Origin of the sequence: Pseudomonas quercus (assembly GCF_012033695.1) — a bacterium.
Taxonomy (GTDB): domain Bacteria; phylum Pseudomonadota; class Gammaproteobacteria; order Pseudomonadales; family Pseudomonadaceae; genus Aquipseudomonas; species Aquipseudomonas quercus.
The window spans coordinates 60,938-77,937 of record NZ_JAAVJI010000009.1 but is presented as its reverse complement, the minus strand read 5'-3'; the positions used below and the strand labels follow the sequence as shown (position 1 = coordinate 77,937).

Sequence of the window (17,000 nt, the reverse complement as noted above, 5' to 3'; positions counted from 1 at the left end):
AGATCGAGTACTTATGGATGTACGTACTGCGTAAATGCGCCGCCATGCAGACAACTGCGCATAAAATGGCGGCAAGTATCCGTTAAAGACGGGTGATGTTCAACACATCGCCACTGAGGCTGATCTGCACGGGGTTCCCCCAGAGTGGGTCGCGCCGCAGGTCTTCGGCGACCTTGTACTGGCCCGCGATCGACACCAGCTCTGCCCCCAGTTGCTGGCAGAAGATACGCGCCCGGGTGTCGCCCTTTACACCTGCCAGCGCCCGGCCCCGCATCGGCCCGTAGACATGGATGTTGCCGTCGGCGAGAAGTTCCGCACCCGAACTTACCGATGAAATGATAACCAGGTCGCAACCCTGAGCATAAATCTGCTGGCCGCCCCGCACTGGCGTGGTAATTATGCGCGTAGGCTGCACAACGGGCTTAGGGGGTGCTTCCACTACAGGCGGTGGCGCTTCCACAATCGGCTTGCGTTCTTCGGCCAGCTCCACTGGCCGCTCCCGGGCATTGGAAGGCGGCAACACCGGCAAGTCGATAGCGATCGCGGCGGCGATGTCCTCGATGCGTGCCGCGCGGATGGCCAGCGTCCGCAGGCCATGGTGGCGGCATACCCGCATCAGGCCCGGCAGGTCGATAGGGCCGCCGTTGGCAGGCAACTTGTCGACCGCCAGCACCAGTGGCGTGTTGCTGAAGAAGTTAGGTGCCTGGGCCACCTTGACGGCCAATTGGCGGTCAAGGCCTTCAAGGTCATTGCGAGCCAGCTCCAGCACGGTGATGGCCAGCATGCTGCCCTTCAGTTGGAACACGGCTTCAGGCTGCTGAGGTTCGGTTTGGCTCATGGTCGGCAAATGTCGCCTTGTCGCGAAAAGTGCCGTGACTTATAGCGAGAACGCTTGCCAGCCGCAAGCCATGCGCAACCCATGTAGAATGCGCAGCTTTGCCTTAGCCCGGATTTTTTCATGCAACGACCGCACTTTCGCCGAGCCTTTCTGCACCCCCGTTTCTGGCCGCTATGGCTAGGCCTCGGGCTGCTGTGGCTGACCGTGCAACTGCCCTATACCCTGCTGCTGCGCCTAGGGAGTGCCTTGGGGTGGGTGATGAGTATTTTCGCCACCGATCGGCGCCAGATCGCCGCGCTTAACCTGAAACTGTGCTTTCCTGAACGATCAGAGGCTCAGCGCCAGCAGTTACTGAAGGAAAACTTTCGGTCCACCGGTATCGCCTTTTTCGAGATGGCCATGAGTTGGTGGTGGCCCAAGGCACGGCTGGCGCGCCTGGCCCATATCGAAGGGCTGGAGCACCTTCGCCAAGCCCAGGCCGACGGGGAGGGTGCCATCTTGATGGCTGCCCACTTCACCACGTTGGAAATTGGCGCTGCGCTGTTGGGCCAGCACCATACGATCGACGGCATGTACCGGGAGCACGCCAACCCCGTATTCGATTATGTGCAGCGCCGTGGCCGCGAGCGACATAACCTGGATGCGCTGGCCGTGGAGCGTGAGGACGTACGTGGCATGATGAAGCTGCTGCGCAAGGGGAGAGCCATCTGGTATGCACCGGACCAGGACTACGGCGCCAAGCAAAGCGTGTTCGTACCGCTGTTCGGCATTCCTGCAGCCACAGTGACGGCCACCAGCACCTTCGCCCGGTTGGGCAAGGCCCGTGTCATTCCATTTACTCAAGTGCGCTTGGCCGATGGCAGCGGTTATCGGCTGGTAGTGCATCCGCCGCTGGCGGCGTTTCCAGCCGAGACCGTTGAAGAGGACTGCCTGCGTATCAACCAGTGGGTTGAACAGGCGATTCGTGAATGCCCGGCCCAGTACCTGTGGGCCCACCGCCGGTTCAAGTCGCGCCCGGAGGGTGAACCGAGGGTCTATCCCAAACGGGCCAAGCGCTAACGCCTGTCAGGCCGTCAGCCGGTTAGCGTGGAAGTCACGCATGGCCTGTTCGATCTCTTCACGGGTATTCATCACGAACGGGCCGTACTGCACGATCGGTTCGTTGAGGGGTTTACCTGCAATCAGCAACACACGGCAACCGGCGGTGCTGGTGAGCGATAGCGCGCCTTGTTCAGACAGCCTTACCAATTGGCCCGCCCCGATGCTGTCGGCGTGCCCGCTGACGGTGACGCTACCTTCATAGACATACAGCAAGGGGCGATGGCCTTCCGGTACGCTGGGGCTCACTGACGCCCCTGCAGGCAAGTGAAGGTCCAGGTACAGGGGCTCTGTGTCCGGGCGTTGAACCACACCAGTCTGTTGCACCTCCCCGTCATCGAATTCACCCGCGATGACCACCACCGTTACACCTTGGGCCGTCTGCAACCGTGGAATATCGGCCGGGGGAATATCCCGGTAAGAGGCATCACCCAGCTTTGCCTTGGCGGGCAGGTTCAGCCACAGCTGAAAGCCACGCATCTCGCCTTCTTCCTGTTCAGGCATCTCACTGTGAATCACACCGCGTGCAGCGGTCATCCACTGAACGCCACCACTGCCCAGCAGGCCCACGTTACCCATGTGGTCCTCATGGCGCATGCGGCCTTCGAGCATGTACGTCACGGTTTCAAAGCCGCGGTGAGGGTGCGGGGGGAACCCGGCGATGTAGTCGTCCGGGTTCACCGAACCAAACTCGTCCAGCATCAGGAAGGGGTCGAACCGTTCGATGCCGGGGCCGCCGAACACGCGAATCAAGCGTACGCCGGCACCGTCCGAAGTGGGTTGGCCAACGTGGGTACTTAGCACCTTGCGAAGCATAGGCATGGGAGAGGCTCCAGATCAGAATGGGGCCATGGTATGCCGGCAGGCGTGATAGATGGGTGAGTTATTTGGAGGGAAATGATCGAGGTTTTCGATTTTGAATAAGTGTCGCGGGCTGGCGCCGGCCTTCCGGTGCCAGCTCGCGAATTCGCTACTCGCTCACCTGAAGCTTGCGCGCTTCGGTGTAGACGTAGCGCACTTTCTCGTACTCGAACGGTGAGTTCAGCTGCCCATAGCGGAAGCTGGTGGTGTAGCGACGGTCCACGGCGCGCAGCAACAGGATTTCTGGATGGCGGCCGCTTTCTTCGGACACGTTCAGGAAGTTGACTTGGGACTCGGCAGCAAAGTCGGTCAACAGGCCTGTGGTGTCACGCAGGTTGGACGGGCCGAAGATTGGCAACACTACGTAGGGGCCTTCCGGCACGCCATAGTGGCCCAAGGTCTGGCCGAAGTCTTCGGTCTGGCGAGGCAGGCCGAAGTACGTAGCCGGGTCCCACAGCCCGGCAACGCCTAAGGTGGTGTTCATCAGCAGGCGACCAGTGATGTCCAGGGAACGCTTGCCTTTGAGCTGCAGCAGGGAGTTCATCAGGTTGCTGATGTCGCCCAGGTTATTGAAGAAGTTGCTTACCCCTGTGCGCACGAAGCTAGGGGTGATGTAGCGGTAGCCGCGCACCACGGGCAGGAATACCCATTCATCGAACCGGTAGTTGAAGTGGTACACACGGCGGTTCCACGATTCCAGCGGGTCGTACACATTCAGCGCACTGAGCGTGGAACGTTCGAACTCGCGCTGGTCCAGGCCGGGGTTGAACGTGAGTTGCTTGAGCGGCTCCTTGAAACCATCCGGGTCTGTCTGGGCCCGGCCGTCGTCGGCCTGGGCGACGCCTGCGCACAGTAGCGCGGCAATGAGCAGGGCTTGTTTAACCACGGAAGAACTCCAGGATAGCGTCGCTGTTTACATGGTAATTGAGGTTGCCGCAGTGCCCGCCCAGGGGGTAGAGCGTGAGCCGGTCACCAAAGGTCTTGCGCAGGAAACCAATGTCCCCAGGGCCCAGGATCACATCGTCGGCATTGTGCATGACCGCGATCTTGCTGCTGCTTTGCAGGTAGTCCTTCAGGCCGTACAGGCTCACCTGGTCAATCAGTTGCAACACGCTGCCGCCGTCGGTACGGGCGCGCCACATCGGGATGACCTGCTCGGTCATGTAGCAGTCGAAGTCACACTGCATGGAACGGCGCATGAAGTCGGTGAGGCTGGTGCCTTCGCGGATCGGGTATTTGGGGGGAATGATCAGGCCACGGCGGTTGATCAGGTCCGAGGTGAAGGCAATGTCTGCCGCCGAGAAGCGGAAGGACACGCCGATCAGCATGGCCATCTGCTCATTGGAGAGGTGCTGGCGGGACTGCTGGAAGTCATACAGCAAGGCTTCGTTAAGGTCGATATAGCCCTTTTGCTGGAAGTAGCGGGTCAGCTTTTTCAGCACCAGTTCATAGAACGTGGTGCTGTTGTTGATGCCCTTTACTTCGGTCTGGGTCAGCTTGTCCAGGTTGTTGATGGAGGTGTAGAGGTTCACTGGCGGGTTGAGCAGCAACACTTTCTTGAAGTTGAAGCTGCGGCGTGTTTCATCCAGCTTGCTGACGAACGCTGCATCCAGGCCGCCCAGGCTATAGCCGGTGAGGTAGTAGTCAGTAACCTGAAGCTTGGGGTGCTGGGCACGGACACCCTGCATGACACGGTACAGGTCCTCAGCGTCTTCGCTGCTGATGCCTGGCGTGGCAAAGCGCGAAGCAGCGCTGATAAAGTCATAGCTGGTCGGCGACGACAGTTGCACCACATGATAGCCAGCCTGCCAGAACAGCTTTTTCAGGAACTCATTGAGCGAGCTGTCGTAGCGAGCACCGGTCCCGGCAATCAGGAAGATCAACGGTGCCGCGTGATCCTGCTCGGCTAGGCGGTAGCGCAGCTTTTTCACCGGCCAGAAGTTGTCCGGCAGGATGAATTCGCGCTCCGGGCGAATGTTCAGGGTGTAGTCAGCCTGGTCGATATCGTCGTCAAGAGGCAGTTTGGGGCGCAGATCCGGCGGCGTAGAGGCAATAGTGGCCTCGAACGGGTTAGTCAGCGGAAAGCCGTAGCTGGCAGGATCGACGTCCTTGGCCAGCGAAAACGCACTCATGACAAGGCCGCCTATCAAGGCAGCGAGGCGTATAAATCGAAGCATGTGATGTTTCCTGACGACGAGATGCTGACTAGACAACTGCCATGATGGCTAGTTGCCAACCCCCTGAAAATGTTTTTATCACCCGGCAAACGCCGTACGTGGTGCGAGACGATACACCCATTTTGCCCCCGGCATGTAGAGTATCCGGGCGCTTTTGTGCAAGCCGTGGTACACCCTCTATCCAGGCGCTTTGAACAGGAAGGAAACCGATGCATTACCGCGTACGTATAGGGCTTGTTTTGCTGGCCCTGGGGGGCTGGGTCGCCACGGCCTATGCCGTACGTTACGGGCTCATGGAGCATACGGCGTGGGTAGGTGCCTGTGCATCGGCCCCCCAGCAACTGGCCTGCCAGGCGCGGGCCGGCATGGGGCAGATGATCCATTGGAATGTGTGGCCACTGTTAGGCCTTGTGGCCACGGTGGCGGCCTGGTTGCTCACTGGGCCGCCCGGGCGCTACCTGGCCACGCTGGGGGTGGCGCTGGCGATACCTGGGTTGGTGCTGTACACCACGTCCCTGGCCGGCGCCGTGGTTGTGGCGGCGGGGTTAAGGGCGGTGAAGCCTTCCAGCGCTCGGCCGGAGTGACCAGGCCATTATCCCGGCTACAACGGCCCAGCCCCAGGCATAGGGGTTTTGCCAGCCTTCCCTGACCAATTGGGCCGGCATACTCACGGTACAGATGCCAGCCAGCAAGCGTGCAGCGTGAGGGGCTAGGGCGGCGGGCCGCCACAGCAGTACCAGGGCCGGCACCAGCAGGCCGGCGGTGGCAAAGTTGCGGTAGCGAGGGTCGAATACCATCCACACGGCTTCCACGGCAGTGGCATAGCCAGCAAGCAACCCCAGTGTGTTGCGGTAGCGGGTGGCCAGGTGCATGGCCTTGGTGCGCCAGCCTGTGACGTGGCCTGAACGCAGCGCCGTGTCGGCGAGCAGCGCCATACTCAGTAGCCCAAGCCCAGCCGCCCATAGCCATTCGCCTGGGTAGCGTGCACCTACACCGGCTTGCCGTGCCCAGCCGGTAAGGCACGCCCCCGCAATAGCCCCCAGCCAGGGCAGGGCCAGCGCAGCCCTGGCCGAACGTGGGCGGCCAGCCACCGCCAGGGTGGCAAGCATTACAGCGCAGGAGATACACAACCATAGGCGCCAGTGGGGCACATTGCTCACCGGGCCATACAACACGCCTTTGTCCTGCCGGTCCGCATCCAGCATGCCCCAGTAGCCTCCCACCGCGCCCTCGTTGTTGCGCTTCCAAGGCTGGTCGATGGCTTCGATCAGGTTGTATTGCCAGCCCAGGCGATCGGCCAGGTGCACGAAATCTCGTACGAAGCGGGCTTGGTTGACGGGGCTGGGCTCGGCGGTTTCGCGGCGCCGGCCTTCGCTGGGCCAACCGGTTTCTCCCACCATGATGGGCTTGGGGGCAAAGCGGCGGGCAAAATCGTCGTGGATCGCCTGTACATGGGCCAGGGCCGTGTCCACGCCGTAGGGTACGTCTTCCCAGTAGGGCAGCAGGTGCACCATGAGAAAGTCCACTTCGGGCGCTACTTGCGGGTAGCGCGCCCAGTACTCCCACACATCGGCATAGGTGACGGGCTGGCGCACCTGGCCTTTGACCTCCCGTATCAGGGCAGCCATGCGCTCGCCTGTCGCCTCCTTACGCAGCAGCACCTCATTGCCCACGATTACCGCTGTTACCACATCCGGGTAAGCGTTGGCGGCTTTCACCAAGGCATCCACTTCTTTTTGGGTATCGGCCGGGTTGCTGTTCACCCAGGCCCCCAGCATCAGCTTCAGGCCGTGTTTGCGCGCCAGCAACGGCAGCCCTTCAAGGCCGGTCATGGAGTAGGTGCGCAAGCAGGCGAACCGGGTGCTTAACAGGGCCAGGTCCTCGTCCAGCTGGGCCGGCCGAAGGGCCATGGGCTGGTCGAACGGGGACTGGTCCTTCCCGAAGGGTGAATAGGAGGCGCACTGCAGGCGCGTGCCGGGCGCGGTGGCGTCAGGCAGCGGCACAGGCCGGCCCAACTGAAACCAGAAAGCCAGCAACGCACAGGCTGCCAGAACGCTGGAGGCACACCAGAGCAGCCACGAGGGAGAAGGGGTTGTGCGCATGACAGGGCCGGGCGGCAGAAGGAGGCGCCGATCTTAACCGGTTCTTGAGCACGTAACAGCCTGCATGGCCATGCAAGTAACGGGCGAACATGGGCGCGGTGTGGCCGGGTGAGTGGGGGCGTGTCGCTGATCACCCGCTGCAGGTCGTACCCAGAACCGGCTGCCGACAAGCACAGGCCGATCATCAGCGTGTCGGCGACCTGCCGGCCGCGGGTGCAGTGATCCGGGCGTCATCAGCGGGCACGCAGGCCTGGCGGTGCACCACGCCAACATCAAGATCGGGAGCGAACATGAAAGCGCGAACACTGTGGGGAGCGGGGGCGGCACTGGTACTGGCAATGGGGGCAGGTGTTGCAAGCGCCAAGACTGAATTGAGCATCGGCTATGTGGATGGCTGGTCCGACAGCGTGGCCACCACCTTCGTGGCAGCCGAGGTCATCAAGCAGAAGCTCGGCTACGACGTGAAGCTGATGCCCGTGGCCACCGGCATCATGTGGCAGGGGATCGCCACGGGCAAACTGGACTTGATGATGTCCGCCTGGCTCCCGGTCACCCATGGCGAGTACTGGGAGAAGAACAAGGACAAGGTGGTCGACTACGGTCCCAACTTCAACGACGCCAAGATCGGCTTGATCGTGCCGGAGTATGTGAAGGCCAAGACGGTAGCGGACCTGAAAACCGATGACAGCTTCAACAAGAAGATAGTAGGGATCGACGCAGGCTCTGGCGTAATGCTCAAAACTGACCAGGCCATCAAGGACTATGGCCTGGATGGCTACAAGCTCCAGGCCAGCTCTGGGGCGGCCATGACCTCTGAACTGGGGCGTGCCTATGACAAACAGCAATCCATTGCTGTGACCGGCTGGGTGCCCCACTGGATGTTCGCCAAGTGGAAGCTGCGTTTCCTGGACGACCCTAAAGGGGTGTATGGCGCAGCCGAACATGTGGACAGCGTGGGCAGCAAGCAGCTGGACACCAAGGCGCCCGAAGTAGCAGCCTTCCTGAAGAAGTTTTCCTGGAAAGATGCCAACGAAATCGGTGAGGTGATGCTCGCCATCCAGAACGGCAAGAAGCCCGATGCCGTTGCCAAAGAATGGGTCGCGGCCCATGCAGATCGCGTAGCGGAGTGGACGGGTAAATAACGTTTCAGCCGCTGTTCGCGGGCTTCGCCCATGCCTACACAGGCTGTAGGAGTGGGCGAAGCCCGCGAACGGTCCCATCATTTAAGACTAAGGTCGTCTATCGTTCTTCCGCACCAGGCATACAGTGGCCAAGGTTCCACTAAACCGTGCTGCGGAGACAAAAACAATGAACGACAGCATCTATCTCGCAATACAGAACAACCCGCGTTTCAAGGAGCTGGTCGCCAGGCGCGAGCGTTTTGCCTGGCTGCTCTCGGCAATCATGCTGGGCTTGTACGCCGCTTTTATCTTGTTGATCGCCTACGGCCCACAGGTGCTTGGCACCCCTGTTAGCCCAGGCTCCTCCATCACGTGGGGCATCCCCATAGGGGTAGGCCTGATTCTGTCGGCCTTTGTGCTGACCGCCATCTACGTGCGCCGCGCCAATGGCGAGTTCGATGACATGAACCGCGCGCTGCTCAAGGAGGTGCAAGCATGAGCCGCCTTCTTGTTGCATTGGCTGCCAGTGTATTGGCCCCCTGCGCCATGGCCGCCGACGCCTTGACCGGCGCCGTGCAGAAGCAACCCTTGAACGTGGCTGCCATTGCCATGTTCGTGGTGTTTGTGGGTGCCACCCTGTGCATTACCTATTGGGCCTCCAAACGTAACCGGTCTGCGGCAGACTACTATGCCGCAGGCGGGCGCATCACGGGCTTCCAGAACGGCCTGGCCATCGCCGGGGACTACATGTCGGCCGCCTCCTTCCTGGGTATCTCGGCGCTGGTATTCACCTCGGGGTACGACGGCCTCATCTATTCCATCGGCTTCCTGGTGGGCTGGCCGATCATTCTGTTTCTGATCGCCGAGCGGCTGCGCAACCTGGGCAAATATACGTTCGCGGACGTAGCGTCCTATCGCTTGAAGCAGAAGGAAATCCGTACCCTGTCGGCGTGCGGTTCACTGGTGGTAGTTGCCTTCTACCTGATTGCCCAGATGGTAGGTGCAGGCAAGCTGATCCAGTTGTTGTTCGGGTTGGACTACACCGTGGCGGTGGTGCTGGTGGGCATTCTCATGTGCCTGTACGTGTTGTTTGGCGGCATGCTGGCCACCACCTGGGTGCAGATCATCAAAGCCGTGCTGCTGCTGTCTGGTGCCAGCTTCATGGCACTGATGGTGATGAAACACGTGAACTTCGACTTCAATGCCTTGTTCTCCGAAGCCATCAAGGTACACCCCAAAGGTGCAGCCATCATGAGCCCCGGCGGCCTGGTGAAAGACCCGATCTCCGCGTTCTCCCTGGGCCTGGCGCTGATGTTCGGTACCGCTGGCCTGCCGCATATCCTGATGCGCTTCTTCACCGTAAGCGACGCCAAGGAAGCCCGTAAAAGCGTGCTCTATGCCACAGGCTTCATCGGCTACTTCTACATCCTCACCTTTATCATCGGTTTTGGCGCGATCCTGCTGGTGAGCACCAACCCAGACTTCAAAGACGCCGCAGGCGGTCTGCTGGGTGGTAACAACATGGCAGCGGTGCACCTGGCCAATGCGGTAGGTGGTAGCGTGTTCCTAGGCTTCATCTCGGCGGTGGCCTTTGCCACCATCCTGGCGGTGGTCGCAGGGCTTACCCTGGCTGGCGCTTCGGCGGTGTCCCACGACCTGTATGCGTCTGTGATCAAGAAGGGCCATGCCAACGAGAAGGATGAGATCCGCGTATCGAAGATCACTACCATCGCGTTGGGTGTGCTGGCGATCGGGCTAGGTATTCTGTTCGAGAAACAGAACATCGCCTTCATGGTAGGCCTGGCCTTCTCCATTGCCGCCAGCTGTAACTTCCCGGTGCTGCTGCTCTCCATGTACTGGAAAAAGCTCACCACGCGCGGCGCCATGATCGGTGGGTGGCTGGGGCTGGTTACAGCAGTAGGGTTGATGATCCTAGGCCCGACCATCTGGGTACAGATTCTGGGCCACGCTACGCCGATCTACCCTTACGAATACCCAGCCCTGTTCTCTATCACGGTGGCTTTTGTAGGTATCTGGTTCTTCTCGGTCACGGACAAATCCAAAGCTGCTGACGAGGAGCGTGCCTTGTTCTACCCGCAATTTGTAAGGTCGCAGACCGGCCTGGGGGCCAGTGGGGCCGTCGCTCACTAAGGTATTCAGCATAAGGCAGCACCCAAACGCCATCGGCCTGTGCCGGTGGCGTTTTACTGTGTGAAACCCTTGTCATGTAAAAGAAGTGTTATAAGATAACATTTCCGTCAGGCCTGGCGGTAAAGGTGTCTTTCGGTAAACCCCATAGCGGGTCGACACGCTGTGAGGTTTACGCCCTTCAGGAATGTGGCAATGTTGATGCAATCAAGGAATACCCTGTGGCCGCTGTCGGCGCTGGCGGCTGCACTGTCGGCGCCTATGGCCCAGGCGGCCGACGCAGTAGTTCTGCAACCGGTCGTTGTGACGGCCAACCCGTTAGGCAGTGAACAATCCGCTACACCCAGCACCGTGCTCAACGGTGATGAACTCACGTTTGCTCAAAAGGGCAGCCTGGGAGAAACCCTGGCCCACCAACCCGGTGTGGCGTCGTCGTACTTCGGCCCTGGTGCCAGCAGGCCCATCATTCGAGGCTTGGACGGCGACCGGATTCGCCTGTTGCGCAATGGTATCGGGGCGCTGGATGCCTCGTCGCTGTCCTACGACCATGCCGTACCCTTGGACCCTGTCAATGTAGACCGCATTGAAGTGGTCCGCGGGCCCGCTGCCCTGCTGTATGGGGGCAGTGCCATTGGTGGTGTGGTCAATACGTTCGACAACCGCATTCCCACTGAGGCCATTGAAGGCATTCATGGGGCCGGGGAACTGCGCTATGGAGGCGCGGACACCACCCGCAGCAGCGCGGGCAAGCTGGAAGCTGGCAACGGCACCTTCGCGCTGCACCTGGACGCCAATAGCCGTACCTTCAATGACCTGCGCATCCCGGGTTATGCCCGTACCGCCGACCAGCGCGCGCTCGAACCTGAGGGCGATCGCAAGCATCGGCTGGGCAACAGTGATGGCCGCCAGGACGGTGGTGCCGTAGGCGGTGCCTACACTTGGGATAATGGCTACGCGGGCGTGTCCTACAGCAATTACGACAGCAACTACGGTTCACCAGCCGAACAGGCTGTTCGCCTGCGTATGCAGCAGGAGCACTATGGCTTCGCTTCGGAGGTTCGCAACCTTGAAGGCCCCTTCACATCGGTCAAGCTGGATGCAGGCTACACCGACTATGAGCACCGTGAGATCGAGGACGGCGAAACGGGGACCGTGTTCAAGAACAAGGGGTATGAAGCCAGAATCGAAGCCCGGCACAAGCCGTTAGGGCCGGTGAACGGCGTGATCGGGGCGCAGGTGTCGCGTAGCGAATTTTCGGCCCTGGGCGAGGAAGCCTTTGTGCCGCAGACCGATACAGACACTGCTGCGCTGTTCGTACTAGAAGAGTGGCAAGTGACGGACCGCTTGAAAGCCTCCTTGGGCGGTCGACTGGAACATACTACCCTGGCCCCAGAGCCTGGCGGCAATGACCGGTTTGAAGGTGCCTCGGATAACCGCTTCACGGCAGGCAGTGTGTCTTCAGGTGCCGTGTACACCCTTACGCCGGTCTGGGCTGTCGCTGCCACCCTCAGTTACACAGAGCGCGCCCCCACGTTCTATGAGCTGTATGCCAACGGCGCCCATGTGGCCACCGGCACTTATGAACGCGGTGATGCCGACCTTGGAAAAGAAAAAGCCGTGGCCAGCGACCTGGCCTTGCGCTTCGACAACCAGGTGCATAAAGGCAGTATCGGCGTGTTCTATACCCACTTTTCCAACTACATCGGCCTGCTCGGCACGGGCCGTACCTTGGATGAGGAAGGCGAGGAGGATGTATCAGGCATTCCGGAATACACCTACTCAGGGGTGCGGGCACGGTTCGCTGGTGTGGAGGCCCAGGACCACTGGCGGTTGGGGGATACGGCGTACGGCAGTTTCGCGCTGGAATCCTCGGCGGACTACACCCGTGCCAAGAACCTGGACACGGGCGAGCCTCTGCCACGTATCGCGCCGCTGCGCCTGCGCACCGGCCTGCTGTGGAACCGCAATGCCTGGCAGGCACGTGTTGATGTAGAACATGCCAGTGCGCAACGCCGTGTCCCCAGTAATGAGGGCGGAACAGACGGCTATACCACGGTGGGGGCAAGTGTGGGGTATGGGTTTGACGTGGGGGATAGCCAATGGCTGGCTTTTGTCAGCGGCGAGAACCTTACCAACCAGACGGTGCGTTATGCCAGTTCCATCCTCCGGGACCTGGCACCAGCACAGGGCCGAAGTGTTCAGGTAGGGCTGCGCACTACCTTCTGAACACCCGATCAAAGCAAAGCCCCGAGGGTCTGTAGACCGCTCGGGGCTTTGCTTGTCAGGCTACGCCAGGGGCGTCATATTTTCCCGAGCAATACCAGAATCAGCAGAATGACCAGCACGGTACCGATGATACCGGACGGGCCATAGCCCCAGCTGCGTGAGTGGGGGAAGACAGGTAGACCACCGATCAGCAGCAAGATCAAGACGATGATAAGTATGGTGCCCATGGCGGATTCCTTTTTTGTTGATCCCTGTGCGGCGCCTGCCGCGGTTAAAGGCGGAGCGTGTAGGCCGTCCGCTTGTACCTGTGACTCATGGAGTGCGCAAAAAGTTTGAAATACTGTGAAACACGTCCCGGCATTCAGTGTGCTGGCGTTTACACAGCCATGGCTGCCGCAGCAGGGCGTATGCTGTGCGCTTTGCCTGTTCAAAAGGGAAGAGCGTGCTCAATTACGTGTGGTTCGCGCTGGCGGCGATGTTCGAAATTACGGGCTGCTATGGCTTTTACCTATGGCTGCGCCTGGGCAAGGGCCCGTTCTGGGCCCTAGCAGGCCTGCTTAGCCTGGTGTGTTTCGCCTTGCTGCTGACCAAAGTGGAAGCCGCCTATGCAGGGCGTGCCTATGCAGCCTATGGTGGAATCTACATCGCAGCCTCACTGGCCTGGCTGGCCGTGGTGGAGCGCGGCAAGCCCTTGCTGACAGACTGGGCTGGCGTGGCGTTGTGCTTGGTTGGCGCTACCGTAGTGCTGTTCGGCCCGCGGTTCTCCAGCTAGCGGTGTAGCGAACGGCAATGAGCACAGCATTGGCCTGAAAGGTTGTAGGAAAGTGTCCAATTTTAACCTTGCACGGCCTCAAAGCCCTGTTCAGCGTTGAACCTCAGTGCATTCCAAGGCAGGCTCGGTACTCCACCCAGCAAAGGATGCAGACCATGCTTGTACTGACCCGCGTAGTCGGTGAGGAGATCATCATCGGCGACAATATTCGCCTCAAGGTGCTTTCGGTAAGTGGAAGCCAGGTAAGGCTTGGGGTAGACGCCCCTCGTGAGGTAGAGGTGCACCGGGCGGAAATCTACCGCCGCCTGCTACGGGAACGCCTGGGCAACGGGTTGGGTGCCCCTGGCGTCAGCCCTCTAGCAGTTCCTTTGGAACATCGTGCTTGGCCAGTAGCTGACACTGCTGGCTCTCCATGTCGAACAGAATGAATGCCTGCTGCTTGGCCAATGCATGGCGTACACGAAGAACGCGGGTGTCCAGCGGCGTTTCGTCACCGTTGTCGGTACCGTCCCGGGTTACGAAGTCTTCGATAAGCCGGTTCAAGGTGTCAGGCGCCAGTTGGTCGTAGGGAATCAGCACAGTGCTACACCACTAAAAAATAAAGTGGCGCCCAGCTTACCGTACTGCCGGGCGCCTTGAAGGGTTACTTGCCAACCAGTTCGTCCACGGCGGGCACCCGGGTATCGCTTTCCATATGGGCCTCATGCTCGATCTGTTTGCTGAACTTGCTCAACGAGGCACTGGCCGGGTCAGCATCGCTGGCAAACACAGGCGGGCTGAGCATGTAGGCCGTCAGCAAGCGGCTTAGTGCGCCCAGGCTGTCGATGTGCGTGCGCTCGTAGCCATGGGTGGCGTCGCACCCGAAGGCCAGCAGCGCTGCACGCACGTCATTGCCTGCATTCACAGCGGAATGCGCGTCGCTGTAGTAATAGCGGAACAGGTCCCGGCGCATGGGCAGGTCATGCTCTGTTCCCAGCTTCAACAGGTGACGGGACAGGTGATAGTCATAGGGGCCACTGGAGTCCTGCATGGCCACGCTCACGGCGTGTTCGCTGGACTGCTGCCCTGGGGCGACCGGGGCAATGTCCACGCCTACGAATTCACTCACGTCCCAAGGCAAGGCCCCCGCAGCGCCCGAGCCTGTTTCTTCGGTAATGGTAAAGATAGGGTGGCAGTCGATCAGGGGCTCGGCACCGCTGTCCACAATGGCCTTCAACGCAGCCAGTACCGCAGCCACGCCGGCTTTATCGTCCAGGTGGCGAGCGCTGATGTGCCCGCTTTCCGTGAATTCGGGCAGGGGGTCGAAAGCCACGAAGTCGCCCACATTCACGCCAAGGGTTTCGGCGTCTGCACGTGTGGAGGAATAGGCATCCAGGCGTAGTTCCACGTGGTCCCAGGTCACCGGCATTTCGTCGATGGCCGTATTGTACGCATGCCCGGAGGCCATCAACGGCAGCACGCTGCCGCGCACAATACCGCTATCGGTGAATACGCTCACGCGGCTGCCTTCGGCAAACCGGCTGGACCAGCACCCTACAGGCGCCAGGCCCAGGCGGCCATTGTCCTGAATCACGCGCACAATGGCGCCGATGGTATCCAAGTGCGAAGACACTGCGCGGTCGGGGGAGCTGCGTTTGCCTTTGAGGGTGGCACGCAGCGTGCCGCGACGGGTGAGTTCATAGGGGATACCCAGGCTTTCAAGGCACTCCGCCACATAGCGCACAATGGTATCGGTGAAACCAGTAGGGCTGGGAATGGCGAGCATTTCCAGCAGCACCTTGCGCAGATAATCCATATCCGGCTCGGGGATGTTCGACATCGTTAGGCTCCTCGGGGATACGTAAGGCAGGCCAGTGAGCGCCGGTTAGCGCCCTCAGGCCCGTTGATGCCCGCTGAAAACGGGCAGGGGGTCAGCGTGCGGGTTGTATATGTGGGAACAGCAAATCCACGAAGCGTTCCGCCGTAGGGCGGGGCTCGTGGTTGGCCAGGCCCACACGCTCATTGGCTTCGATAAACACATAATCCGGCTGGTCAGCGGCAGGCACCAGCAGGTCCACGCCCACCACGGGGATGTCCAGTGCGCGGGCCGCGGTAATGGCCGCGTTGCGCAGTACCGGGTGAAGCGTGTCAGTCACGTCTTCCAGGTGGCCGCCCGTGTGCAGGTTGGCGGCTTTGCGCACCACCAGGGTGTGGCCGTCCTCCAACACGCTCTCGTATTCAAAGCCTGCAGCCTGCACGGTGCGCTCGGTTTCGCGGTCCAGGGGAATACGGCTTTCCCCACCGGTGGCCGCCTGGCGCCGACGGCTTTGGGCTTCGATCAATTCCCGTACCGTGTGCTGGCCGTTACCCTTGATCTGCGCCGGGCGCCGGATAGCAGCGGCGACCACTTCAAAACCGATCACCACCACGCGCAGGTCGGCCCCTTCGTGGAAGCTCTCTAGCAATACTTGGCTGTCGTACTGGCGGGCAACGTCGATAGCCGCCTGTACGTCTTCAAGGGTAGTCAGGTCCACCGCCACGCCAAGACCTTGTTCGCCGTCCAGTGGCTTGACCACCACACGGCCGTGTTCTTCGAGGAAGTCCTGGTTGTCGTCCGCACTGCCTGCCAGCATCTGAGCGGGCAAGGACAACCCTGCCGCAGACAGCACCTTGTGGGTCAGGCTTTTGTCCTGGCACAGCATCACACTGATGGAACTGGTGAGGTCGGACAGCGACTCGCGGCAGCGGATTTTGCGCCCGGCGTGGCTGAGGGTAAACAGGCCATGCTCGGCGTCATCCACCTGCACCTCAATGCCACGGCGGTAGGCCTCGTCTACGATAATCCGCGCATAGGGGTTCAGGTCACCGGCCGGGCCGGGGCCCAGGAACAGCTTCTGGTTGATGCTGTTCTTGCACTTCACAGCGAAGGTGGGAAGGGTACGGAAGCCCAGCTTCGCGTAAAGGTTCTTGGCCAGGCGGTTGTCGTGCATCACGGACAGGTCCAGGAAGGCCAGGCCCCGGCTCATGAAGTGCTCCACCAAATGGCGGACCAATACTTCACCCACGCCGGGGCGCGTGCAGCGCGGGTCCACAGCCAGGCACCACAGGCTGCTGCCGCCCTCCGGGTCGTGGAAGGCCTTGCGATGGTTCAAGCCCATCACGCTCCCGATCACGCTGCCGTCCGTTTCGTCCTCCGCCAGCCAATACACCGGGCCACCTTGGTGGCGTGGTGTGAGTTGCGCGGGGTCCACGGGTAACATGCGGCGCTTGCGGTACAAATGGTTGATGGCTTCCCAGTCCTGCTCGGTGCAGGCTCGGCGAATCCGGAAACCACGGAAAACACGCTGGGCTGGGCGGTAGTCGGTGAACCAGAGGCGAAGGGTGTCAGAGGGGTCCAGAAACAGCTGCTGCGGTGCTTGGGCCAACACCTGCTGGGGCGCGGCCACATACAGGGCAATATCGCGCTGCCCTGGGCTTTCCTCCAACAATGTGGTGGCCAGGGCCTGGGGGGTTGGCCACGTATGGCCCATCAGCAACCGGCCCCAGCCACAGTGTAAGGGCCGTGGTGTGCCGGCCATAGGCAAGCCATCCTCCGCGCACATGGCTTGCAGCCGCTCGTAGGAGGGTGGCTGGCCCCGTTGCAGGCGTTGGCTTACCGAATGTGAATGGGCTTTCATC

At 61.0% G+C, this 17,000-nt stretch carries 16 protein-coding genes and 1 pseudogene; 8 read left to right on the top strand and 9 right to left on the bottom strand.

Annotated features, from left to right (window positions below; genetic code table 11):
- Positions 1-82: 82 nt before the first annotated feature.
- The gene (gene minC, locus HBH25_RS15180; protein WP_168084771.1) at positions 83-838 is read right to left on the bottom strand and encodes a septum site-determining protein MinC; all 756 of its coding nucleotides are present in this window, start codon (positions 836-838) and stop codon (positions 83-85) included.
- Positions 839-958: 120 nt separating this feature from the next.
- Between minC and HBH25_RS15175 the strand changes: the two genes are divergently transcribed.
- A complete protein-coding gene (locus HBH25_RS15175; protein WP_168084770.1) occupies positions 959-1,897 on the top strand; it encodes a lipid A biosynthesis lauroyl acyltransferase in 939 nt (312 codons plus the stop codon).
- A 6-nt stretch (positions 1,898-1,903) separates the two neighbouring features.
- On the opposite strand, the gene HBH25_RS15170 is transcribed toward HBH25_RS15175, so the two are convergent.
- The 3 genes from HBH25_RS15170 to HBH25_RS15160 all read right to left on the bottom strand — a co-directional run bounded on the left by HBH25_RS15170 (position 1,904) and on the right by HBH25_RS15160 (position 4,974).
- On the bottom strand, positions 1,904-2,758 hold the full coding sequence (locus HBH25_RS15170; RefSeq protein WP_168084769.1) for a pirin family protein: 855 nt from the start codon (positions 2,756-2,758) through the stop codon (positions 1,904-1,906).
- Between the two features lie 148 nt (positions 2,759-2,906).
- Positions 2,907-3,683, bottom strand: coding sequence for an MlaA family lipoprotein (locus HBH25_RS15165; protein WP_168084768.1), 777 nt, complete (start codon positions 3,681-3,683; stop codon positions 2,907-2,909).
- A complete protein-coding gene (locus HBH25_RS15160) occupies positions 3,676-4,974 on the bottom strand; it encodes an alpha/beta fold hydrolase family protein (protein ID WP_168084767.1) in 1,299 nt (432 codons plus the stop codon). Before HBH25_RS15160 ends, HBH25_RS15165 begins: the two co-directional genes overlap by 8 nt.
- Before the next feature lie 209 nt (positions 4,975-5,183).
- On the opposite strand from HBH25_RS15160, the gene HBH25_RS15155 reads away from it, so the two are divergent.
- Positions 5,184-5,558, top strand: coding sequence for a hypothetical protein (locus tag HBH25_RS15155; RefSeq protein ID WP_168084765.1), 375 nt, complete (start codon positions 5,184-5,186; stop codon positions 5,556-5,558).
- On the opposite strand, the gene HBH25_RS15150 is transcribed toward HBH25_RS15155, so the two are convergent.
- Positions 5,520-7,076 (bottom strand): glycoside hydrolase family 17 protein, encoded by a 1,557-nt coding sequence (locus HBH25_RS15150; protein ID WP_168084764.1) that lies wholly within the window; start codon positions 7,074-7,076, stop codon positions 5,520-5,522. The two genes, HBH25_RS15155 and HBH25_RS15150, sit on opposite strands and share 39 nt — an antisense overlap.
- A gap of 290 nt (positions 7,077-7,366) precedes the next feature.
- On the opposite strand from HBH25_RS15150, the gene HBH25_RS15145 reads away from it, so the two are divergent.
- The 4 genes from HBH25_RS15145 to HBH25_RS15130 all read left to right on the top strand — a co-directional run bounded on the left by HBH25_RS15145 (position 7,367) and on the right by HBH25_RS15130 (position 12,571).
- Positions 7,367-8,218, top strand: a complete 852-nt coding sequence (locus tag HBH25_RS15145) for a glycine betaine ABC transporter substrate-binding protein (RefSeq protein WP_168084762.1) — start codon at positions 7,367-7,369, stop codon at positions 8,216-8,218.
- Positions 8,219-8,384: 166 nt separating this feature from the next.
- Complete coding sequence (locus tag HBH25_RS15140) at positions 8,385-8,696, top strand: DUF485 domain-containing protein (protein WP_168084761.1); 312 nt, start codon at positions 8,385-8,387, stop codon at positions 8,694-8,696.
- Positions 8,693-10,348, top strand: coding sequence for a cation acetate symporter (locus HBH25_RS15135; RefSeq protein WP_168084759.1), 1,656 nt, complete (start codon positions 8,693-8,695; stop codon positions 10,346-10,348). Before HBH25_RS15140 ends, HBH25_RS15135 begins: the two co-directional genes overlap by 4 nt.
- A 198-nt stretch (positions 10,349-10,546) precedes the next feature.
- The gene (locus HBH25_RS15130) at positions 10,547-12,571 is read left to right on the top strand and encodes a TonB-dependent receptor (RefSeq protein ID WP_168084901.1); all 2,025 of its coding nucleotides are present in this window, start codon (positions 10,547-10,549) and stop codon (positions 12,569-12,571) included.
- Positions 12,572-12,645: 74 nt separating this feature from the next.
- Here HBH25_RS15130 and HBH25_RS15125 read toward each other — a convergent pair whose 3' ends face one another.
- Complete coding sequence (locus HBH25_RS15125; RefSeq protein ID WP_163007607.1) at positions 12,646-12,798, bottom strand: DUF3309 family protein; 153 nt, start codon at positions 12,796-12,798, stop codon at positions 12,646-12,648.
- A gap of 215 nt (positions 12,799-13,013) precedes the next feature.
- Between HBH25_RS15125 and HBH25_RS15120 the strand changes: the two genes are divergently transcribed.
- Together HBH25_RS15120 and csrA are read left to right on the top strand one after the other, a co-directional pair.
- The gene (locus HBH25_RS15120) at positions 13,014-13,343 is read left to right on the top strand and encodes a YnfA family protein (protein ID WP_168084758.1); all 330 of its coding nucleotides are present in this window, start codon (positions 13,014-13,016) and stop codon (positions 13,341-13,343) included.
- A 155-nt stretch (positions 13,344-13,498) separates the two neighbouring features.
- Positions 13,499-13,651, top strand: a pseudogene (gene csrA / locus HBH25_RS23370) (carbon storage regulator CsrA); the annotation flags it as partial.
- Between the two features lie 40 nt (positions 13,652-13,691).
- Here the strand turns inward: csrA and HBH25_RS15110 are convergent.
- From HBH25_RS15110 to ngg, 3 genes are all read right to left on the bottom strand, one after another.
- The gene (locus HBH25_RS15110) at positions 13,692-13,922 is read right to left on the bottom strand and encodes a YheU family protein (protein WP_168084755.1); all 231 of its coding nucleotides are present in this window, start codon (positions 13,920-13,922) and stop codon (positions 13,692-13,694) included.
- Between the two features lie 64 nt (positions 13,923-13,986).
- Positions 13,987-15,162, bottom strand: a complete 1,176-nt coding sequence (locus HBH25_RS15105; RefSeq protein WP_168084754.1) for an osmoprotectant NAGGN system M42 family peptidase — start codon at positions 15,160-15,162, stop codon at positions 13,987-13,989.
- A gap of 91 nt (positions 15,163-15,253) precedes the next feature.
- Positions 15,254-16,999: an N-acetylglutaminylglutamine synthetase gene (gene ngg, locus HBH25_RS15100; RefSeq protein WP_168084752.1), complete on the bottom strand. Its 1,746-nt coding sequence runs from the start codon at positions 16,997-16,999 to the stop codon at positions 15,254-15,256.
- Position 17,000: the final 1 nt, after the last annotated feature.